The organism is Streptomyces sp. NPDC051909 (genome assembly GCF_040681095.1).
GTDB lineage: Bacteria > Actinomycetota > Actinomycetes > Streptomycetales > Streptomycetaceae > Streptomyces.
Genome location: NZ_JBFAYA010000007.1, coordinates 169,329 through 189,140, shown reverse-complemented (window position 1 = coordinate 189,140; position 19,812 = coordinate 169,329). Strand labels below are relative to the sequence as shown.

Here is a 19,812-nt window from a genome sequence, read left to right as displayed (position 1 = left end):
GCCGCCCGGCGCGCGCGGCGGCGGATCAGGACGACCCGAGAAGGGCGTCCAGGGCGGTGCGCAGTCCGTCGGCACCGGTGAAGTGCAGGCCCGTGATGCCCACGGCCTCGGCCCCGGCGACGTTCGCCGGCTTGTCGTCGACGAAGACGGCGGCGGCCGGGGAACAGCCCACGAGTTCGAGCGCCCGAGTGAACGCCGCCGGGGCGGGCTTCGTGGTGCCCAGCATGCAGGAGAAGAGCAGGGGTTCGAAGCGGGCGGCGATCTGGGGGAGCACGTCGGGGAGCGCTTCGAGGAGCAGGGCGTCGTTGTTGGTGAGCAGGGCCGTACGCAGCGGGTGGAGGCGGTCCACCAGGCCGAGCACCCGGTCGTCGGGCTCGAAGGCGCTGCACCAGAGCTCGTGGAGCGCCGCGGGGCCGCCCGCGTAGCCGAGCTCCCGTTCCAGCGTGGCGTGGATCTCCGTGGCCGAGGCGAGGCCGCGGTCCCAGCGGTCGACGAGCCCGGACTCGTACAGCGCGTGCCGCACCTCGTCGGCGCCCAGGCCGCACGCCTCACCCAGTGCGGCCAGCCGCCGCTCCGGGTGGAAGCGGCAGACCACGTCCCCCAGGTCGAAGAAGATCACCTCTGGTCGCATGCGCCGACGATAGCCGGACGAGAGCCGCCCGCCTCGACCGGAACGGGGTCCTCAGCGGGTCGGCGTGTCGAGCAGCGCCGCGAAGGCGATCATCGTGATCACGACCGTCAGGGGCGCGGCGAGGGCGAAGCCGACCCGGCGGGCGACGTGGCGGGCGCGGCGGGGGAGGGCCCAGCTGGTGATCAGCAGGGCCAGGGCGACGAGCAGGCCCGTCATGGCGGTGGGGAAGGCCACGGCGAAGCTCGCGTCGAAGCGGTCCGCCTCCGCCTCGTCGCAGGAGTCGCAGGCCATCGGGGAGAGCCCCGCGTAGAGGAGGGCCACGAAGCCCAGGGGGAGCGTGGCCAGCGTCGAGACGAGCGGGGCGACCCAGCCCCCGGTCACGCGCGCCTCGGGATCGTTCACGGCATCGTTCATCGGCATGGGTCCGATTCAAGCCCGACCGGCCGCCGGGGCGGATGAGTCCGCGTACTCATCCGCCCCGGCGTGATCTGCCTAGTACGTCAGGATGCCCGGGTCCGTGACGCCCGCCGCGCCCGTCTCGACGTGACCGGCGAGGCGGCGCACGTAGTCGGTGGTCGACGGGGACGTGATCGTCACGTCGTACCAGCGGGCGGAGGGCGCGAGGTCGACGGTGTGGGTGACCGTGCCGCCCTTCGGGACGGACAGGGTGACCGGGGCGCCGGCGTAGGCGTTGGTCACGGTGACCGTCGTGGTGGCGCCCGTGTGGGTGAAGGTCAGGTCCAGGGCGCCGGTCGTCGCGTTGTGGCGGGCCCTGACCTCCGGGACGGCGGTCTTGCCGGGGGAGCGGAAGCGGCGGAGGAAGCCGTTCGGCCCGTGCACCGTGAGGTCGGTGGTGCCCTTGCTGTACTTGGTGTTCCAGGTGTCCGCGAGCGACTTGCCGGCCTCCGTCGTGTACGTCCACGGCGCGTCCGAGCGGTTCGCCGAGGTCACGTAGAACTGCGCGCCGGCCGCCGGGCCGCCGCCGAAGGTGAGGCGGAAGGTGCCGGCGGACGTGTCGGCGGCGCCGTCGACGTAGGGGGCGTAGGCGAGCGGGCGGGTCGGCTTGGCGCCCGGCTCCTGGCGGGGCATGGCGCCGACCGCCGGGGCGGTGGCCAGGAAGTCGGGGTGGCGGTTGCGGTCCGGCGGGTAGTAGCCGTCCGTCGCGGGCAGCGCGGCCGGTGCCGTCTGCGTACGCGTGAAGTCGAAGGCCGAGGTCAGATCGCCGCACACGGCCCGGCGCCACGGCGAGATCTGCGGCTCGCGCACCCCGAAGCGGGTCTCCATGAAGCGGATGATCGACGTGTGGTCGAAGGTCTCCGAGCAGGTGAAGCCGCCGGTCGACCACGGGGAGACGACCAGCATCGGCACGCGCGGGCCCAGGCCGTACGGACCGGCCGTGTAGCCCGCCTTCCCGGGGAAGTGGTCCAGCGTGGTGGAGACGGTGGACAGGCCCTGGGACGCCGAGGCCGGCACGTACGGCGGGACCACGTGGTCGAAGAAGCCGTCGTTCTCGTCGTACGTGATGAACAGCGCCGTCCGCGCCCACACGTCCGGGTTCGAGGTCAGCGCGTCGAGGACCTGCGCGATGTACCAGGCGCCGTAGTTCGACGGCCAGTTGGCGTGCTCGGAGAAGGCCTCGGGCGCGGCGATCCAGGAGATCTGCGGCAGCCGGCCGGCCTGGACGTCGGCGCGCAGCACGTCGAAGAAGCCCTCGCCCGCCTTGGCGTTCGTGCCGGTGCGCGCCTTGTCGTGGAGCGGGCTGCCCGGCTGCGCGTTCCGGTAGGTGTTGAAGTAGAGGAGCGAGTTGTCGCCGTAGTTGCCGCGGTAGGCGTCGTTGATCCAGCCCCACGAGCCGGCGGCGTTCAGGCCGTCGCCGATGTCCTGGTAGATCTTCCAGGAGACCCCGGCCGCCTCCAGGCGCTCCGGGTAGGTGGTCCAGCCGTAGCCGGCCTCGGCGTTGTTGAGGACGGGGCCGCCGCCCGTGCCGTCGTTGCCGGTGTGGCCCGTCCACATGTAGTAGCGGTTCGGGTCGGTCGAGCCGATGAACGAGCAGTGGTACGCGTCGCAGATGGTGAACGCGTCGGCGAGGGCGTAGTGGAACGGGATGTCCTCGCGGGTGAGATGGGCCATCGTGGCCTTGGTCTTGGCCGGGATCCAGTTGTCGTACCGGCCCTTGTTGAAGGCGCTCTGGCCGCCGGCCCAGTCGTGGTTGAGGCCCTGCAGGAACTCCATGCCGAGCTTGTCGCTGGTCGGCCGGAAGGGCAGCGTCTCGGTCCTCCCGTCGGACTGGTGCCAGACCGGCTTGCCGCTGGGCAGCGTCACCGGGCGCGGGTCGCCGAAGCCGCGGACGCCCTTCAGGGCGCCGAAGTAGTGGTCGAACGAACGGTTCTCCTGCATCAGGACCACGATGTGCTCGATGTCCTGGACGGTGCCGGTGGTGCCCTGCGCCGGTATGGACGCGGCGCGGGCGATGCTGTCGGACAACAGGGTGAACGCGGCGGTTCCGCCCGCCAGTTGCAGGAACCGGCGGCGATTGAGGTCGGCCATGGGGGAGACGTCCTCCGGGATACGAGCGGACAGGGGCTCGGTGCGGAACCGGCGGGAGCCGGCCGCGAGCGCCCCAAGGAGAGCGCCCGCGAACCACCACCCGGCGGCCGTCCCATGACTGCCCGTCGTACGCTCGGCGAATCCCTCGTGCCCGAACGTGAAAACTCACAAACGAACGCCCCCGGAGCCAATGGCACTCCGGGGGTGGGCGATTGTCAACAGAAGTCCACTGAGGGACCTGAGGCCGACGGACGATTACTCGACGACGAGCTCGACCTTGATGTTGCCGCGGGTCGCCTTCGAGTACGGGCAGAAGGCGTGGGTCTTCTCCAGGAGCGCGTGGCCCGCCTCGCCCTGCAGGTGGTCCGGGAACTCGGCGCGCATCACGACCGCGAGGCCGAAGCCGCCGTCCGCCGCGTCCTTGCCGATGGAGACCTCGGCGGTCACGGAGGCCTCGGAGATGTCGATCTTCTCCTGGCGGGCCACCACGCCCATCGCGCTCGCGAAACAGGCCGCGTAGCCGGCGGCGAAGAGCTGCTCCGGGTTGGTGCCCTGGCCGTTGCCGCCGAGCGCGACCGGGTGGGCGAGCGGGAGGTCGAGCAGGCCGTCGGAGCTGACGGCGCGGCCCTCGCGGCCGTTGGCGGTGGCGACTGCGGTGTAGATCGCGTTCATGAGTGGTCTTCCGTTCCTGTCCGAGGAGGCCGGGCGGGGGATCGTGCTGCCCTGCATCTATTTGTAGCGTGCGATTCAGTTGTGCACAACTAAATCGGGTGTGATGCAGCTCTCCCGTACCCTGGACGGCATGGACGAGGACTTCCTCCGGCTCGACAGCCAGATCTGCTTCTCCCTGCACGCCGCCTCCCGCGCCTTCAACGGCGTCTACCGCGGCGCGCTCAGGGAACTCGGGCTCACCTACCCCCAGTACCTGGTGATGCTGGTGCTGTGGGAGCACGGCGAGCTGCCGGTCAAGGGGATCGGCGAGCGGCTCCGGCTCGACTCCGGCACCCTGTCCCCGCTGCTCAAGCGGCTGGAGGCGGCCGGCTACGTCGAGCGGCGGCGCAGCGCCGAGGACGAGCGCTCCGTGACCGTGCGGCCCACCCCCGAGGGCGCCGCCCTGCGCGAGAAGGCCCTCGGCGTGCCGCGCGGGATCGCCGCCGCCACCGGGCTCGACCTCGCCGAGATCCAGGAGCTCCGCGACCGGCTGAACGCCCTCGCCACCCGCCTCGACGCCGTCGACCCCGACGACGTGGCACGGTGCGTCGCGGTCGCCGAGTAACGCGACGAACGGCGCGGTCCCTGCGTCCGACACCTGAATGTAAGGACCCGGGGGCGGTGTCAGTCCTAGACTGCGTCCATGCCCACGCCCACGCCCACGCCCCCGCGTGACATCACCCTGCGGCGTGCCACCGCCGCCGACTCCAAGCGCCTCACGCGGCTCGTCCGCCGCTCCGGGGCCTACGCCGGCGAGTACGCGTCCATGGTCGACGGCTACCAGGTCGGCGGCTCGTACATCGAGCACCATCCCGTCCACGTCGCCGTGGACGCCGACGGCCTGGTCCTCGGCTTCTACGCCCTCCTCCTCGACGAGGCCGAGCTCGACCTCGCCTTCGTCGCCGACGGCGCCCAGGGCCTGGGCATCGGCCGCATGCTCATCGCGCACATGATCGCCGAGGGCCGGGCAGCCGGACTCGACGCGATACGGGTCGTCTCCCACCCGCCCGCCGAGGAGTTCTACCTGCGCACCGGCGCCCGCCGCACCGGCACCGTCCAGCCCGCCGGGCACATCCACTGGGCCCGCCCCGAGCTGCACTGGGACCTCACCGACGCCCGCCCGGCCGACGCGGCGTGAGCGCCACCCAGGAGGCCGGCCCCGACCAGGCCGGCCCCGACCAGGCCGGCGCCCAGCCCAGGGAACGCAAGCTCTTCGCCGACCTGACCCCGCTCCGTACCTCCGCCGACTACCGCCGGATCTGGTTCGGCAGCTCCGTCACCTGGGTCGGACAGGGCATGACGACCCTCGCCATCTCCCTCCAGGTGTACGACATCACCCGCTCGCCGTTCGCGGTCGGCCTGGTCGGACTCTTCTCCCTCGTCCCCCTCGTCGTCTTCGGGCTGTACGGCGGCGCCATCGCCGACACCGTCGACCGCCGCAAGCTCGGCCTGGCCAGCTCCACCGGACTCGCCGCGCTCTCCGTCGCCCTGTGCGCCGCCGCCTTCGCCGGCTTCCACCAGGTCTGGTTCCTCTACGGGATCGTCGCCCTCCAGGCCGTCTGCGCCGCCCTCAACGCCCCCGCCCGCAGCTCGATGATCCCCCGCCTGCTGCCGGCCGAGCAGCTGCGCGCCGCCAACGCGCTCAACGCCATGACCACCACCTTCGGCACGCTCGTCGGGCCCAGCCTGGGCGGCGTCGTGGTCGGTCTGGCCGGCTACCAGGCCGCGTACCTCATCGACGCCGTCGCCTTCTCCGCCTCCCTCTACGCGATGTGGCGGCTGCCCTCGATGCTGCCCGAGCGCGTCGAGGGGGCCGGAGCCGAGCGCGCCTCCGTCCTCGACGGACTGCGCTTCCTCGCCACCCGCCCCAACCTGCGCATGACCTTCTTCTCCGACTTCTGCGCGATGATCCTCGCCCACCCCCGCGCGCTGTTCCCGGCCATCGCCGTCCTCTGGTACGGCGGGGACGCGAAGACCACCGGACTGCTCGTCGCCGCACCGGCGTTCGGCGCGCTGCTCGGCGGGGTGTTCTCCGGCTGGCAGGGCCGGATCCGGCACCACGGGCAGGCGATCCTGCTGTCGGTCGCCTCCTGGGGCACCGCCATCGCCCTCTTCGGCCTCACCCGGAACCTCTGGCTCGGCCTCCTCCTGCTCGCCGTCGCCGGCTACTCCGACACCGTCTCGATGATCTTCCGGAACACGATGCTCCAGGTCGCCGCCCCGGACGAGATGCGCGGCCGGCTGCAGGGCGTGTTCATCGTGGTCGTCGCGGGCGGACCCCGGCTCGGCGACTTCCTGGCCGGCTCGGTCGCCGACCTCACCTCCCCGGCCGTCGCCGTCACCGGCGGCGGCCTCGCCTGCGTCCTCGCCATCGGACTGCTCGCGCTGTACGGCAAGGGCTTCCGCCGCTACGACGCCGAGCACCCCGTGCCGTGACATCCCCGGGGCGCACAGAGGACCCCTGACGCGCAAGACCTCGTCGCGAACTGGCGGTTGGCCGCCACGGCACATGCCCGCCAGGCCGTTCCGTTCTCAACAACCCTTGTACGGGCCAGACTCCTCGCGACACCCGGAACCACCCCTTCCCCCGGGTGTCGAGGAGTGCGTCGATGATCAGACCTTCCACTGGAGGAAGGGCCGGGCTGCTCGCCGCCGGCATCTCCCTGGTGCTGCTCTCGGCAGGGCAGACCGCCGCTGCCGGGACGCCCACCGCGGGCCCCGCCGTCCCGGACACCTTCACCGGAGCCGAAGGCGCCGCCACCACCGTCACACTCGTCACCGGCGACCGGGTCACGGTCACCGAACTCGCCGACGGCAGGAAGACGGTCACCGTCGACCGGGCCAAGGGCGCGACCGGGGCCGTACGCACCGACATATCCGACGGGCGGATCACCGTCGTCCCCGACGAGGCCCGCCCCTACCTGGCGTCCGGCGCCCTGGACAAGCGCCTGTTCGACGTCAGCGGCCTCATCGAGCAGGGCATCACCGACGAGCTGCCGCTGATCGTCACGTACGGCAAGGGCGCGCGCGCCGCCGCACCGCGCGGCACCGAGACCGTCCGCACGCTGCCCAGCATCGGCGGCGCGGCGGTGGAGGCGACCGATCCGGCCGCGTTCTGGCGGTCCTTCACCTCGCCCGCCGCCCGCTCCACGGGCGGCAAGGTCTGGCTGGACGGCCGGGTCGAGGCCACCATGGCCCAGTCCAACGCCCAGATCGGCACGGCGCAGGCCTGGGAGGCCGGGCTCACCGGCAAGGGCGTCAAGGTCGCCGTCCTCGACACCGGCGTGGACGCCGGACACCCTGACCTGGCCGGCCGCGTCGCCGAGTCCAGGTCCTTCATCGAGGGCCAGGAGGTCGCCGACCGCAACGGCCACGGCACTCATGTCTCCTCCACGGTCGGCGGCAGCGGCGCCGGTTCGGACGGCCTGGAGAAGGGCGTCGCGCCCGGCGCGACCCTCGCCGTCGGCAAGGTGCTCAGCGACCAGGGCTCCGGCTCCGAGTCGCAGATCATCGCCGGCATGGAGTGGGCCGCCCGCGACATCCACGCCAAGGTCGTGTCCATGAGCCTCGGCTCGCCGGAGCCCAGCGACGGCACCGACCCGATGGCCCAGGCCGTGAACACCCTGTCCGCCGAGACCGGCGCCCTCTTCGTCATCGCCGCCGGCAACACCGGCGCCCCCGGCTCCATCGGCTCTCCCGGTGCGGCCGACTCCGCGCTGACCGTCGGCGCCGTCGACTCCGCCGACCAGGCCGCGTACTTCACCAGCAAGGGCCCCCGCTACGGCGACCAGGCCCTCAAGCCCGACGTGTCCGCCCCCGGTGTCTCCATCCTCGCCGCCCGCTCCCAACTGGTCTCCGGCAGCGGCCTCTACACCTCGATGAGCGGTACGTCGATGGCGACCCCGCATGTCGCCGGCGTCGCCGCGCTGCTCGCCGAGAAGCACCCCGACTGGACCGGCGCCCAGCTCAAGGACGCCCTGATGTCCAGCTCCAAGACGCTGGCCGACTCCGCCTACGACCTCGGCGCGGGCCGGGTCGACGTGGCATCGGCGATCACCGCGAACGTCACCGCCACCGGCTCCGCCGACCTCGGCTTCCTCGCCTGGCCGTACGAGGCGAACAAGCCGGTCGCCAAGACCGTCACGTACGCCAACTCCTCCGACGCGCCGGTCGAGTTGAACCTCGCCGTCGAGGGCATGCCGGCCGGCAGCGCGACCCTCGCCGACAGCACCCTCACCGTGCCCGCGCACGGCACCGCGAGCACCACCGTCACCGGCGACGGCACCAAGGCCCCGGTCGGCAACACCTCCGGCCGGATCGTCGCCTCGGCGGCCGGCGCGCCCGTCGCCCACACCGCGCTCGGCCTGGTGAAGGAGGAGGAGCGCTACACCCTCACCGTCCACGTCAAGGACCGTGACGGCGCCGCGACCGCCGCCTACCTCGGCGTCCAGCAGCTGGCCGAGGGCGCGGATCCCTTCCCGGCCGTCGTCGGCGAGACCGGCACGCTCCAACTGCGCCTGAAGCCCGGCACGTACACCGTCGACACCTTCCTCGACGTGCGCGGCTCGCACGGCAAGGACTCCCTCGGCCTCGGCTTCCTCACCGCGCCGGAGATCGTCCTCGACCGCGACCGCGAGATCACCCTCGACGGGCGACAGCTGAAGGAGATCCGGGCCGAGGTCGAGAAGCGGACCGAGACCCGCCAGCTCCTGATGGAGTTCAAGCGCGACGCCAACGGCGCCCAGTACGGAGGCGCCGTCATGGTGCCGGTCAAGTACGACTCGATCTTCGCCGCGCCCACCGCCGAGCCCGCCACCGGAGTCTTCGAGTACCGCACGGTCTGGCGGCTCGGCACGCCCGGTCTGGAGGTGAGCACGGACGGCGGCAGGCTCTCCGAGGTCGTCCGGCAGCCCGGCACGCCTTCGCGAACCGGCCAGTCGCGGCTCCGGCTCGTCGACGCGGGCACCGGAACCCCCGCCGAGTACGCGGGCAAGGACGTGAAGGGCAAGGCCGTCCTGGTCCGGGCCGGCGCGCTGACGCCGGTCCAGCTCGCCCAGACCGCCCAGGACGCGGGCGCCGGATTCCTGTTCGTCACCGACGACGCCCCCGGCCGCCTGAACGCCTGGTTCGGCACCGCCGACTACCAGGAACGCCCGCTGGGCGTCGCCACCGTCAACGCCGCCGACGGCGCGCGCCTCGCCTCGGCCGCCGCGCGTGGCCGGACAGCCGACCTGACCGGCACGCCGTACCCCACGTACGTCTACGACCTCTCCGAGGGCCACCCCGGCGCGATCCAGGCCGACGGGCTGGTCTTCCGGCCCGACGAGGACGAACTCGCCACCGTCCGCTCCACGTTCCACAACCCCACCGGCCGCACGGAACAGGGCGGCGAGTTCCGCTACTCGATCACCGACACCTACCCGATCGGCGTCGGCTTCAAGGAGTCCATCGCCTTCCCGGCCGAGCGCACCGACTACGTCTCCACCGGCCCCGGCCAGCGCTGGCACGAGTCCGTCGACCTCGAGCGCTCCCTCGAACAGCGCGGTGGGCTCACCGTCTACCGGGCGGACACCACGACGCACCGCGAGTGGTTCGAGCCGGTCTGGCACCCGTGGCTCGGCACCGGCCTCGGCTGGGGCCAGCAGCGCATCGGCAACGACCTGCGCTTCAACACCCCCGGCTGGGGCGACTCCGGCCCCGACCACACCGGCTTCGGCAACGTGTGGAACGACGACTCGATGACCCAGTACACCGAGGTGTACGTCGACGGGACCCGCGTCGACCGAAGGATGAGCTCCGGCGCCTACGCCTGGGACGCCCCGGCCGAGGAGGCGACCTACAGGGTCGTTACCGACACCGCGCTCGACCGCGAGCGCTGGCGGCTCGGCACCAGGGGCCACGCCGAGTGGACCTTCCGCTCTGCCGAGACCCCGGCCGACCGGGTCACCTACCTGCCGCTGATCAACCTCGGCTTCGACCTCGACACCGACCTCGCCGGCGACGTGCGCGCCGGGTCGAAGGTGCCCGTACGGATCTTCACCGAGTACGTGAAGGGCGCGTCCGGCACCGGCACCATCGGGGCCGCCGCCCTGGAGGTCTCCTACGACGAGGGCGCGACCTGGACGAAGACCGCGCTCGACGCCCGGGGCCGCGGCGAGCTGCGCGTCCCGGCCGGCGCGACCTCCGTCTCGCTGCGGGCCGGCGCGAGCGACGACCGCGGCGGCAGCGTCGTCCAGGAGATCATCCGAGCGGTGGGCGCGAAGTAGTCGCGCGCCCCCCGAACGGGTCGTCCCGGGGCGGGGTCCGGGCGCGTGTCCTTGCCGTCGGTCTATGCCCAGGTCAGGCTCCGGTCTGAGCAACCCGGCTCATCAGGAGGTAATTTCATGCGCAAGTTCCTCGCCACGGCCGCCCTGGCCGCCGCCGTCGTCCTCTCCGGCTCGGGCACGGCCCTCGCCTACGGCTACGAGGACGGCTCCGACGGCGACAGCGTCACCGTGATCGACCACACGGTGGTCGTCTGTGGCGACTTCAGCATCTGCGCGGGCGACGGCGCCTGAGCCTCCCCCGTCGTCACGGCGAAGGCCCCCTCGGACCGAGGGGGCCTTTCCCGTGCCGTCCGAAGGCCCTGGCTGGGCCTCAGGTCAGGGCGTGCCGACGATGCCGCGCACCACACCCAGCGCCACCAGGTCCTGCGGGCGCAGCCGCAGCTGGTCGGCGGTCTCCGGCACCTGTTCCGGGGGGCGCTTGAGGATCTGCGCGGCGAGTTCGGGCGCGATCACCGAGAAGTAGCCGTCTGGCGTCACCCAGGTGTTGCCGGGCGCGGCGAGCGCGAGCGCCCCGCCCGAACCGCCCTCGCCGACCAGCAGCGAGGTCACCGGAGTACGGGCCTCGGCGATCGCCGTGAACGCCTCCGCGATGGCCGGCCCGGCCCCGGCCCGTTCCGCCTCGGCGTCGTTGGCCGCGCCCGGCGTGTCGATCAGGGTCAGGACCGGGATGCCGAGCCGGTCCGCGAGCCGCGCGAGCCGGGCCACCGTACGGAACCCGGCCGGCCGGGTCGCCCCGCCGAGCTGCGCCGCGTACGCCACCGCCCGCCCCTCGCGCAGCCCGAACCCGCACTCCACCGTCGGGTCCACCCCGCCGGCCCGGTCGCCGCTGATCGCCGCCCGCACCTCGAAGTACGCGTCCAGGTACGCCCCGGCACGCGGCCGCTCGGGCGCGCGGGCGGCCCGTACGGCGTCCCACCCGGCGGCCGGAAGCTCATGCTCACGCAGCGCGTGAGGCGGGGGAGCGGCCACGGGCTCCTCCCCGGGCTCCGGGGTCAGCAGCCGCAGCCACCGCGCGAGGGTCTCGCGCAGCCGCTCCGGCGGTACGAGGGCGTCGACGTGGCCGTGCGCGTGCTGGTCCTCCGCCGTGTACGCGGCGGGGTCGGCGTCCGCCGGCCGCACCCGGGAGCCCGCGAACGCGACCTGCGCCGAGGGCAGCGCGAGCACGACATCGGCCCCGGCCCCGACGGTGGCCCAGCCGCCGCCGGTGGACGGGTCGCGCAGCACCGTGACATGGGGCAGCCCCGCCGCGCGCAGCCGGACGGCCGCCGCGGCGACCCGCTGGAGCTGGGTGAGGGCGATCATGCCCTCCTGCATCCGGCTGCCGCCGGTGGCGACCAGGGACACCAGCGGCAGCCGCAGCGTCCCCGCGGCGGCGTAGGCGGCGACGAGCCGGTCCCCGGCCGCCCGCCCCAGCGACCCGCCGAGGAACCCGAACTCGAAGACCGCGAGGACACAGGACCGCCCGCCGACGGTGGCGGTGCCGAAGACGACGGACTCGTCCTCGCCGGTGCGCTCGGCGGCCCGGGCGCGGGAGCCGTCGTAGCCGCCCCACCCGAGCGGCCCGTCCACCGCCTCGCCGGCGGCCTCGGCCCGGTCCTCGGCGCCGGACCCGGCCCCGGTCCCGGCCCCGGCGGAGGCGGGGTCGGCGGCCGGGGGAGCGTGGTCCGGCCGGTCGGCTGACCGGTGGCCGGGGGGCCGGGACGGCGCCGCCGGCCCGTCCGCCGGCGCGGCCAGCGGCGTGAAGTCGTCCGTCACCAGCGCGATCGCCTCGCGGGCGGACAGGCGCTCAGTCATCGGCCGGCTCCCGCAGCGCCTTCTTCAGGATCTTGCCCATGTCGTTGCGGGGCAGCGCGTCGAGGTAGCGGACCTCGCGCGGGCGCTTGTGCGGGGCGAGGAGGGCGGCGACATGGTCGGCGAGGGGGCCGGGGGCGGGCGGGTCGGCCGGGTCGGCGGGGACGATCCAGGCGACGATCCGCTCGCCGAGATCCGGGTCGGGCTCGCCGGTCACGGCGGCCTCGCGGACGCCGGGGTGGTCGAGCAGCGCGTTCTCGACCTCTCCGGCGCCGATCTTGTAGCCGCCGCTCTTGATGAGGTCGGTGGCCTTGCGGCCGACGATCCGGACGTAGCCGTCGGGCTCCCGTACCGCCATGTCCCCGGTGCGGAACCAGCCGCCGTCCGCGAAGGCCGCCGCCGTCGCGTCCGGCCGGTTGAGGTACGCGGTGAACAGGTTCGGGCCGCGCACCTGGATCTCGCCGACGGTCTCCCCGTCGGACACCGGCAGCACGGAACCGTCCTCCTCCACCAGCCGCAGCTCGACGCCGTCGAGCGGCAGCCCGACCGAACCGGGCCGCGGGCCCGAGCCGACGGGCACGGAGGTGTTCATGAGCGTTTCCGACATCCCGTACCGCTCGACGACGGTCCGCCCGGTCGCCGCCGTGATCCGCTCGTGGTCGTGGACCGGCAGCGCCGCCGAGCCGGAGACGAGCAGCCGGGCCTGCGTCAGGGCCCGTACCAGCGCCGGGTCGTGGGGGAGCGCTTCGGCGATCCGGTGGTACATGGTCGGTACGCCGAACAGCATCGTGCCGCCGCCCTCGCCCAGCTCCTTCGCGACGCCCTCGACCGAGAACCCGCCCAGGTGCCGCACCTCGCCGCCGCGCCGCAGCGGGCCGAGGACACCGAGGACCAGGCCGTGGACGTGGAAGAGGGGCAGCCCGTGGACGAGGACGTCCTCGTCGGTCCAGGCCCAGGCGGCGGCGAGGGCGTCGAGGGAGGCGGCGATCGCGCGGTGGGACAGCAGGACGCCCTTGGGCGGGCCGGTGGTGCCGGAGGTGTAGACGATCAGGGCCGGGGTCTCGGGGTCGGGAGACTCGTCGGCGTACGGCCCGGAAGCCCGCGGCCCGGAAGCCCGTACGTCCACGTCGATCCGCGGCAGCTCCGCCAGGCCCGCGGGCAGCTCGTCCCCGGCGCCGGCGAGTACGGCGCCGGGCTCGCTGTCGCCGAGGATGTGCGCGAGCTCGCGCTCCCCGCTCCGCGGGTTCAGGGGGACGGCCGGCACGCCGGCGAGGAGGGCGGCGACCACGCCGACCGCCGTCTCGGCGGTGGGCGTGGCCCAGACGGCGACCCGGCCGGCGGACCGGAGCCGGGGGGCCAGGGCTCCGGCGGCGCGCGCCAGTTCCTCGTACGTCAGGGTGCCGGCGCCGAACCGCAGGGCGGGCCGGTCGGATGTCGTCAGGGCCAGGAGACGGGCGCTCATGCCGGGGATTCTGCCCAGTCGTCAGGTCCGGCGCGCTGCGACCTTGCTCACGTCGGGAGCGGGATCCCCGCCCCCCGGCCGGATGTTCCGCATCCGGCCGTAGGCGTACACGCAGCCGGCGAGCGCCAGGTCGGAGAGCAGCATGAACCCGATCGAGTAGGAGCCCTTGGCGCTGTAGATCGCGCCCATGACCAGCGGCGGCACGAAGCCGCCGAGGCCGCCCATCGCGCCGACGATGCCGGTGACGCTGCCGACCTGGGACTGCGGGGTGACCTGGGAGAGCAGGGCGAAGACCGCGCCGCTGGCGGTGCCGAGGCCGGCCGCCATGCCGAGCAGGGCGATCGTGCCGCCGGGGTTCAGCGGCGGGTCGAAGGCCTGGAGGATGGCGAGGAGCGCGACGAGGCCGAGCGCGGCGGCAGTCACCAGGGCCGGGTGGACCCGGTCCGAGAGTCTGCCGCCGATCGGCCGGAAGACGACCGTGACCAGGGCGAATCCGGCCGCCTTGGTGCCCGCGTCGGTGGGGCCGAGCTCGTACCAGGTCTTCAGGTAGGTCGGCAGATAGACACCGAAGGCGACGACGCCGCCGAAGCCGAGCGCGTAGAGCGCGGCCAGTTCCCAGGTGACCCGCAGCCGCCCCGCCGTCCCCAGACGCTGGGTGAGGGAGGCGGCGGGCACCGGCCGGTCGGGGCGATCGGTCATGAGGAAGGAGGCGAGGACGGCGAACGCGGCGAGAGCGCCGGCGACCACGAAGAAGGGCAGGTTCTCGCCGTGCTCGGCGATCCGAGGGGTGAAGTAGCCGGAGAGCGCCACACCGCCCGTGCCCATGCCGAAGAGGCCGAGAGCGAAGCCGCGCTTGGCGGGCGGGAACCAGGAGTTGACCAGTGGGACGCCGATGGCGAACGTGGTCCCGCCGAGGCCGAGGAAGAAGCCGACCACCAGCATCAGGCCGTAGGAGTCCTTGACCACGGTCAGCAGCAGCACGGGCACGATGGTGAGTGCCGCCACCAGCGGGAACATCAGCCGCGCGCCGTACCGGTCGGTGAGCGCGCCGGCCGGGATCCGGCCGAGCGAGCCGACCAGGACGGGGACGGCGACGAGCAGGGACTGCTGGACGGAGCTGAGCGAGAGCCGGTCCCCGTACCAGTTTGCGAGCGGCGCGATCAGGTTCCAGGCCCAGAAGGCGATCGTGAAGCCGACGGTCGCCAGGACGAGATTGCGGTAGGCGGCCGCGGGGATCCTCTCGGCGGGGTGCTTCGCTGCGGTGTCCACGTCCTCAAGTCAAGATCTGGGGCGGGGGCGGGGCGCGCGGGACTGCTCCGTACGGGGGCGCCACGTGTAGGGGCGTGCTACGGGTCAGGGCCAGGTCACCACGGCCGGCGGCCGCCCGTCGTCCGCGACCCGCAGCCGGAGGCCGCCCTCGCCCGCGCTCACCTCGACCGTGACGGCCCCGACGCCGGAGCGCCGGTGGGCGGCGGCGAGCGCGCCGCGCAGCGTGGCGAGCAGCCGGTCGGCCCCGGTCTCGTCGGCGAGGGTGTCGACGGCGCCGGAGAAGTGCACGGACGGCTGGAAGCCGAGCAGGGCCGCCGCGCCGCCGGTCTCGCGCAGCACCCGGCCGCGGAAGGAGGCGGGAGCGTCGGCGGGCGGCTGCTGGAGCGCGAAGATCGTGGTGCGGACCTCCTGGATGGTGGAGTCCAGCTCGTCCACCGCCCGTCCGAGGAGGCTGTCGACCTCCCGCACGGCGGCCCGGCGGCGGGTCGACTCCAGCATCATCTCGGTGGCGAAGAGCCGCTGCACGACGAGGTCGTGCAGATCGCGGGCGATCCGGTCCCGGTCCTCGTAGACGGCGAGCTGTTCCCGGTCGTGCTGGGCGTCGGCGAGCACGAGGGCGAGCGCCGCCTGGGAGGCGAACTGCGAGGCGAGCAGCCGGTCGACGGCCGAGTAGGGGCGGTCGCCGCGCCGCCGGGGGAGTGCGAGGGTGCCGATGAGCCGGCCGCCGCTCTGCAGCGGCAGCAGCATCGAGGGCCCGAAGCGGCTGCGGACATGGGTGGTCATCCGCGGGTCGGTGGCCGAGTCCTCGACGAACACCGGTTCGCCGCCGAGCAGCTGGACCAGGACGGGGGAGCCGGGCGCGATCGTGGTGCCGATCAGGTCGCCGGGGTCGTCGGGGGTGGAGGCGGCGACGATCTCCATGCCGCCCTGCTCGGTGGGCTGGAGCACCACGCCGGCGGCGGCGTCGGCGAGCAGCCTGGCCCGTTCGGCGACGGTCGTCAGGGCGTCCTCGGCCGGCCTCCCGGCGAGCAGGGCCGTGGTGACGGCCGCCGCGCCCTCGATCCAGCGCTCGCGCCGGCGGGCGGTCTCGTAGAGGCGGGCGTTGCCGATGGCGATGCCGGCCTGGGTGGCGAGGACCCGGAGGAGGGCCCGGTCCTCCTCGGTGAAGGGCCCGCTCGGTCTGTCGGTGAGGTGGAGGTGGCCGAAGACCTCGGTGTGCACGCGGATGGGCACGTCGAGGACACGCGAGCCGTCGGCCGGGTCGGCGGTCGGGTCGGCGTTCGGGTCATCGGTCGGGTCGGCGGCCGGACCGGTGGTGAACAGCTCGGTGGTGCGGCCGCGCTCGGGGTCGACGACCCCGAGCGCGCCGTGGCGGGCGCCGGTCAGCGCGGTCGCGGTGTCCACGATGTGCTGGAGGGTGGCCCGCAGTTCGAGTTCGCTGCCGACACTGAGGACGGCCTCCAGGAGCATGGGCAGCCGGGGCGCGCCCGGATCGCTCTCGGTGGGGCCGTGCGCGTCCTCGTCCGTGATCGACATGGCCTCATTGTCGTACAAAACGCCCAGCCGTCGTGCTACTCGGCGGTCTCGGCCAGCGGGTCGAGGACGAGGGGCTGGATGCGGCCCTCCAGCATCGCGCCGAGGCCGAGGACGGCGCACACGTCGGGCCGTTCGGCGATGTGCACCGGCATGCCGGTCGCCTCGCGCAGCATCTGGTCGAGGCCCGGCAGCAGGGCGCTGCCGCCGACCATCATGATGCCCCGGTCGGCGAGGTCGGCGACCAGGTCGGGCGGGCAGTCGCGGAGCACCTTGCCGATGCCGTCGAGGACGGCTGTCAGCGGGGTCTGGATGGCCTCGCGGACGGCGGCGGTGTCGACGGTCACCGAGCGGGCGAGGCCGGTGGCCACGTCACGGCCGTGGATCTCGGTGAAGGTGGGGCCCTGCAGGGTCAGGCCGTTGCCGTGCAGCGCCACCTGCAGCGGGCGGACGGACTGGCTCGGCAGCATCAGTTCGTGCTGGTGGCGCAGGTGCTGGATGACCGCGTGGTCGATGGCGTCGCCGCCGACCGGCATCCGTTCGGCGGTCACGATCGCGCCGAGCGAGAGCACCGCGACCTGGGTGGTGGCCGCCCCGCACACCAGGATCATGGTGGCGGTGGGCTGCTCCACGGGGAGACCGCAGCCCACGGCCGCGGCGATCAGGGTGTCGACCAGTTCCACCCGGCGGGCGCCGAGCCCGACCAGGGTCTCCACGGCGGCGCGCTGGGCGAGCGGGTCGCTGTCGTGCGGGGTGCAGGCGGCGGCGCGCAGCCGGGGCTTGCGGCGCAGCTGGCGGCGGAGCTTGTCGCCGAGGAGGTGACGGAGCATCCGCTGCGCCATCTCGATGTCGACGACGGTGCCGCCGGAGACGGGTCTGACCACCCGGATGTAGTCGGGGGTGCGGCCGGTCATCTTCTCGGCGAGCGCGCCGACGGCGATCAGTGCGCCGGTGCGGGTGTTCACGGCGGCGACGGACGGCTCGTCGACGACGAGGCCGGCGCCCTTGACGAAGACCCTGGTGCGGGCGGCGCCCAGGTCGACGGCGACATGGCAGCGGCGTAGCTGCTCAAGGCTGACGGTCACGGCGGTCCTCCGGAGTGCGGTGCTGGCACGTGTGCGAGGCGGCGCGCGGGAGCGCGGTCCTGTTGGCATCGTGCTGCCGCCTCGCGCGGGGCGCGCGCTGAGCTGAGCCGCCCGGGGTGACGACACGCCGTCTGGTCGGAGGGAAATTTCACTGATGAAAGGTCAGGGCGGAAGGTCAGGGCGGAAGGTCGGGAGGGAAGGTCGGGAGGGAAGGTCAGGGCGGAAGGTCACGTCATGGGCATGGCCCGGCCCGGTTTCACTCGGGGCGAGCGGAGTGCCAGGGCCCGCGCGAGGGCAGTGGCGGGACCTGACGCTGGAGCAGACCCCAGGCGAACTCGGCCGCGCAGCGCGCTCCGCCGGGCAGCGTGAAGTCGAGGCGCGCCAGCGTCGGTGCCACCCCCTCGCGCGGCTCGACCTCCTCGAACGCCCGCCACACCTCGTCGATCGTGCACCCCCAGGGCCGCAGATCGGCCGCCGTGCGCAGCTCCGGTACGGGGGCGCCCGGCGCCCTGGTCAGGGTGCGGGACCACACGGCCCGCCCCGGCCCGACCAGGACCGTGAACCGGAGTTCGGGCCACAGCGGCACCCGCCACAGCCAGGCCTCCGCGTCCCCGCGCAGTACGTCCCCGCGCACCGGACGCCGGGCCTCCGGCTCGCCGAGCGCCCGGTGGTAGCGCGCGAACTCGCCCGGCCCCCGGCGCGCATGCGCCCCGGCCTGCCAGCGCTTGTTCGCCTCGCGCATCTCCGTGTGCGTCGCACCGAGCCCGCGCAGCGCGTCGTCGACCAGGGCCGGCTGGTGGTCGGCCATCCGGCGCAGCAGCACGAACTGGAACTCGCGCGGCCCGAACGGGGCGGAATCGCGGGCGGAAATGGGGGCGGCAGGGGTCATGCGCCCATCCTGCCCGAAGGGGGAGATTCACGACGGCACGCCGCCGACCTGCGGTTTCCTCACAGGATCCTCACGTCGGCGCCTATCTGCCGGGTCCTTACGCCGCATAGCCTGCGGGCGCCATGGACTACTGCCACCAGTGCCGACGGCATCTCAACGGCGCCCTGGCCTGTGCGGGCTGCGGGACCCCCGCCGAGGAGCTGCGGTACCTCGCTCCCCCCACACCTCCCACGCCCCCCACGTCCTTCCAGCCGCTCGCGGAACCGGTCGTCACCACGCCGCCGCCCGTCGAACCGGAGTTCAGCTACGAACTGGACCCGGTCGAGCGCCCCCGCCCGGTCGAGGGGCGCGCCGCCGCGCGCCGCCGCGCCAAGGACGGCGGCAGGAGCGGTGGTGGAGGCGGCGCCAGATCCGCCGGCCGGAACGGCGGGCGGAACGGCGGGCGCCGGGCGCGCTCGAAGCGCGGGCGCACGGTGCTGCTCGGGACCCTCGGTCTGGTGCTCGCGGCCGGTTCGCTGAGCATGGCCGAGCTGGCCCTCGAGCCGTCCGAGGACGGCGGCGCGGCGACCGCCGTGCAGGAGGAGGACGTCGCCGAGGAGACCCTCGACCCCGAACAGCCGACGCCCTCGGAGAGCGCCGGGATTCCCGACGGGCCCGGCCCGGTCGAGTCCGGCTCGGCCCGTCCCTCCACCACCCCTCACCCGGCCCGCGGCACCGCCCGCGACGGCAGCGGACACGGCAGCGACACGGGTACGGGTACGGGAACGGGTTCAGGTACGGGAACGGGCTCCGGCGACGGTACGGGCGACGGGTCCGGGGCCTCGCCGGGGGCCACGCCCACCGGCCCGGGGGAACCTTCCGTCACGCCCAGCGGCAGCGGCAGCGGCAGCGCCTCGCCCTCGGCGAGCGGCACGGCCCCGGGACCCTCGTCGGGCGCGCCGACCCCGACGGCCTCACCGAGCCCGGAGCCGACGTGCACGCGCTTCCTGTGGTGGTGCGTCTAGGACCTGTCCTCGGCAGGGGCGGCGGGTGCGCTCGTCTCGCCCAGCATGCGCTTGAGCAGGTCGCGCAGCAGGGTGCGCTCGACGTCGGTGAGCTCGCCGAGCGGCTCGCGGGCGAAGCGCAGCGAGTCGCGGAGCCGGCGGGCGGTCTCGCGGCCCTCGTCGGTGGGGGCCGCGACCTTGACGCGCCGGTCGGCGGGGTCGGGGCGGCGCTCGACGAGGCCGCGGGACTCCAGCCGGTCGATGATCCCCGTGACGTTCGACGGCTCGCACTTGAGCTGATCGGCGATCTTCCGCATGGGCGTGGGCTCCACGGCGAGCAGTCCGAGGACCCGGGCCTGGGCGCCGGTGAGGGCGTGCGCGGCGGCGGCCTCCTCGTACTCCTCGTGGTAGCGGGTGACCACCGTGCCGATGAGTTCCACGACCTCGCGGGTCAGGGGGTCCGTGCGGGGCGTGCGGGGACTGGGCATGGGGACCATCGTACTCCGATGCTTGACAACATGAAATATCCAGGGGCATGGTTGTTTCAGGTAGTGAAACTTCCCTGGGGGCTCCCCCTCCCGGGAG

General features: G+C 73.9%; 17 protein-coding genes. 6 read left to right on the top strand and 11 right to left on the bottom strand.

Annotated elements, in window-relative coordinates:
* Nucleotides 1–25 precede the first annotated feature (25 nt).
* The 4 genes from AB0M18_RS13790 to AB0M18_RS13775 form a co-directional block, all read right to left on the bottom strand.
* Nucleotides 26–631, bottom strand: coding sequence for an HAD family phosphatase (locus tag AB0M18_RS13790; RefSeq protein ID WP_365757326.1), 606 nt, complete (start codon nucleotides 629–631; stop codon nucleotides 26–28).
* 51 nt (nucleotides 632–682) lie between these two features.
* Nucleotides 683–1,051 (bottom strand): hypothetical protein, encoded by a 369-nt coding sequence (locus AB0M18_RS13785; RefSeq protein ID WP_365757324.1) that lies wholly within the window; start codon nucleotides 1,049–1,051, stop codon nucleotides 683–685.
* Between the two features lie 72 nt (nucleotides 1,052–1,123).
* Entirely contained in the window at nucleotides 1,124–3,178 is a 2,055-nt protein-coding gene (locus AB0M18_RS13780; RefSeq protein WP_365757322.1) for a phosphocholine-specific phospholipase C, read from the bottom strand.
* A 255-nt stretch (nucleotides 3,179–3,433) separates the two neighbouring features.
* Nucleotides 3,434–3,850: an organic hydroperoxide resistance protein gene (locus AB0M18_RS13775; RefSeq protein ID WP_365757320.1), complete on the bottom strand. Its 417-nt coding sequence runs from the start codon at nucleotides 3,848–3,850 to the stop codon at nucleotides 3,434–3,436.
* A gap of 103 nt (nucleotides 3,851–3,953) precedes the next feature.
* Here AB0M18_RS13775 and AB0M18_RS13770 point away from each other — a divergent pair, with 103 nt between their 5' ends.
* The 5 genes from AB0M18_RS13770 (at nucleotide 3,954) to AB0M18_RS13750 (ending at nucleotide 10,446) form a co-directional block, all read left to right on the top strand.
* A complete protein-coding gene (locus AB0M18_RS13770) occupies nucleotides 3,954–4,454 on the top strand; it encodes a MarR family transcriptional regulator (RefSeq protein ID WP_365757318.1) in 501 nt (166 codons plus the stop codon).
* A 78-nt stretch (nucleotides 4,455–4,532) separates the two neighbouring features.
* Nucleotides 4,533–5,027, top strand: coding sequence for a GNAT family N-acetyltransferase (locus AB0M18_RS13765; RefSeq protein WP_365757316.1), 495 nt, complete (start codon nucleotides 4,533–4,535; stop codon nucleotides 5,025–5,027).
* Between the two features lie 83 nt (nucleotides 5,028–5,110).
* Nucleotides 5,111–6,325, top strand: a complete 1,215-nt coding sequence (locus tag AB0M18_RS13760; RefSeq protein WP_365757628.1) for an MFS transporter — start codon at nucleotides 5,111–5,113, stop codon at nucleotides 6,323–6,325.
* A 173-nt stretch (nucleotides 6,326–6,498) separates the two neighbouring features.
* Entirely contained in the window at nucleotides 6,499–10,155 is a 3,657-nt protein-coding gene (locus tag AB0M18_RS13755; protein ID WP_365757314.1) for a S8 family serine peptidase, read from the top strand.
* A gap of 117 nt (nucleotides 10,156–10,272) precedes the next feature.
* On the top strand, nucleotides 10,273–10,446 hold the full coding sequence (locus AB0M18_RS13750; RefSeq protein WP_365757312.1) for a hypothetical protein: 174 nt from the start codon (nucleotides 10,273–10,275) through the stop codon (nucleotides 10,444–10,446).
* Between the two features lie 84 nt (nucleotides 10,447–10,530).
* Here AB0M18_RS13750 and AB0M18_RS13745 read toward each other — a convergent pair whose 3' ends face one another.
* From AB0M18_RS13745 to AB0M18_RS13720, 6 genes are all read right to left on the bottom strand, one after another.
* The gene (locus AB0M18_RS13745) at nucleotides 10,531–12,009 is read right to left on the bottom strand and encodes a carboxyl transferase domain-containing protein (protein WP_365757310.1); all 1,479 of its coding nucleotides are present in this window, start codon (nucleotides 12,007–12,009) and stop codon (nucleotides 10,531–10,533) included.
* Nucleotides 12,002–13,468 carry an acyl-CoA synthetase gene (locus tag AB0M18_RS13740; RefSeq protein WP_365757308.1) on the bottom strand — a complete coding sequence of 489 codons (1,467 nt, stop codon included), beginning with the start codon at nucleotides 13,466–13,468 and terminating at the stop codon, nucleotides 12,002–12,004. Before AB0M18_RS13740 ends, AB0M18_RS13745 begins: the two co-directional genes overlap by 8 nt.
* A gap of 21 nt (nucleotides 13,469–13,489) precedes the next feature.
* Nucleotides 13,490–14,737, bottom strand: coding sequence for an MFS transporter (locus tag AB0M18_RS13735; protein WP_365757306.1), 1,248 nt, complete (start codon nucleotides 14,735–14,737; stop codon nucleotides 13,490–13,492).
* Between the two features lie 84 nt (nucleotides 14,738–14,821).
* Nucleotides 14,822–16,273: a GAF domain-containing protein gene (locus tag AB0M18_RS13730; protein ID WP_365757304.1), complete on the bottom strand. Its 1,452-nt coding sequence runs from the start codon at nucleotides 16,271–16,273 to the stop codon at nucleotides 14,822–14,824.
* A gap of 35 nt (nucleotides 16,274–16,308) precedes the next feature.
* Nucleotides 16,309–17,355 (bottom strand): rod shape-determining protein, encoded by a 1,047-nt coding sequence (locus tag AB0M18_RS13725; protein WP_365757302.1) that lies wholly within the window; start codon nucleotides 17,353–17,355, stop codon nucleotides 16,309–16,311.
* Between the two features lie 256 nt (nucleotides 17,356–17,611).
* Nucleotides 17,612–18,244: a hypothetical protein gene (locus AB0M18_RS13720; protein ID WP_365757300.1), complete on the bottom strand. Its 633-nt coding sequence runs from the start codon at nucleotides 18,242–18,244 to the stop codon at nucleotides 17,612–17,614.
* Nucleotides 18,245–18,366: 122 nt separating this feature from the next.
* On the opposite strand from AB0M18_RS13720, the gene AB0M18_RS13715 reads away from it, so the two are divergent.
* Nucleotides 18,367–19,248 carry a hypothetical protein gene (locus AB0M18_RS13715; protein ID WP_365757298.1) on the top strand — a complete coding sequence of 294 codons (882 nt, stop codon included), beginning with the start codon at nucleotides 18,367–18,369 and terminating at the stop codon, nucleotides 19,246–19,248.
* Here AB0M18_RS13715 and AB0M18_RS13710 read toward each other — a convergent pair.
* A complete protein-coding gene (locus AB0M18_RS13710) occupies nucleotides 19,245–19,715 on the bottom strand; it encodes a MarR family transcriptional regulator (RefSeq protein ID WP_365757297.1) in 471 nt (156 codons plus the stop codon). The two genes, AB0M18_RS13715 and AB0M18_RS13710, sit on opposite strands and share 4 nt — an antisense overlap.
* Between the last annotated feature and the right edge of the window lie 97 nt (nucleotides 19,716–19,812).

Excerpts from the sequence above, each read along its gene's own strand:
- AB0M18_RS13785 (WP_365757324.1), bottom strand. The coding sequence starts at position 1,051 with ATGCCGATGAACGATGCCGTGAACGATCCCGAGGCGCGCGTGACCGGG.
- AB0M18_RS13740 (WP_365757308.1), bottom strand. The coding sequence starts at position 13,468 with ATGAGCGCCCGTCTCCTGGCCCTGACGACATCCGACCGGCCCGCCCTG.
- AB0M18_RS13775 (WP_365757320.1), bottom strand. The coding sequence starts at position 3,850 with ATGAACGCGATCTACACCGCAGTCGCCACCGCCAACGGCCGCGAGGGC.
- AB0M18_RS13730 (WP_365757304.1), bottom strand. The coding sequence starts at position 16,273 with ATGTCGATCACGGACGAGGACGCGCACGGCCCCACCGAGAGCGATCCG.
- AB0M18_RS13790 (WP_365757326.1), bottom strand. The coding sequence starts at position 631 with ATGCGACCAGAGGTGATCTTCTTCGACCTGGGGGACGTGGTCTGCCGC.
- AB0M18_RS13715 (WP_365757298.1), top strand. The coding sequence starts at position 18,367 with ATGGACTACTGCCACCAGTGCCGACGGCATCTCAACGGCGCCCTGGCC.
- AB0M18_RS13755 (WP_365757314.1), top strand. The coding sequence starts at position 6,499 with ATGATCAGACCTTCCACTGGAGGAAGGGCCGGGCTGCTCGCCGCCGGC.
- AB0M18_RS13765 (WP_365757316.1), top strand. The coding sequence starts at position 4,533 with ATGCCCACGCCCACGCCCACGCCCCCGCGTGACATCACCCTGCGGCGT.
- AB0M18_RS13770 (WP_365757318.1), top strand. The coding sequence starts at position 3,954 with ATGCAGCTCTCCCGTACCCTGGACGGCATGGACGAGGACTTCCTCCGG.
- AB0M18_RS13780 (WP_365757322.1), bottom strand. The coding sequence starts at position 3,178 with ATGGCCGACCTCAATCGCCGCCGGTTCCTGCAACTGGCGGGCGGAACC.
- AB0M18_RS13745 (WP_365757310.1), bottom strand. The coding sequence starts at position 12,009 with ATGACTGAGCGCCTGTCCGCCCGCGAGGCGATCGCGCTGGTGACGGAC.
- AB0M18_RS13720 (WP_365757300.1), bottom strand. The coding sequence starts at position 18,244 with ATGACCCCTGCCGCCCCCATTTCCGCCCGCGATTCCGCCCCGTTCGGG.
- AB0M18_RS13750 (WP_365757312.1), top strand. The coding sequence starts at position 10,273 with ATGCGCAAGTTCCTCGCCACGGCCGCCCTGGCCGCCGCCGTCGTCCTC.
- AB0M18_RS13710 (WP_365757297.1), bottom strand. The coding sequence starts at position 19,715 with ATGCCCAGTCCCCGCACGCCCCGCACGGACCCCCTGACCCGCGAGGTC.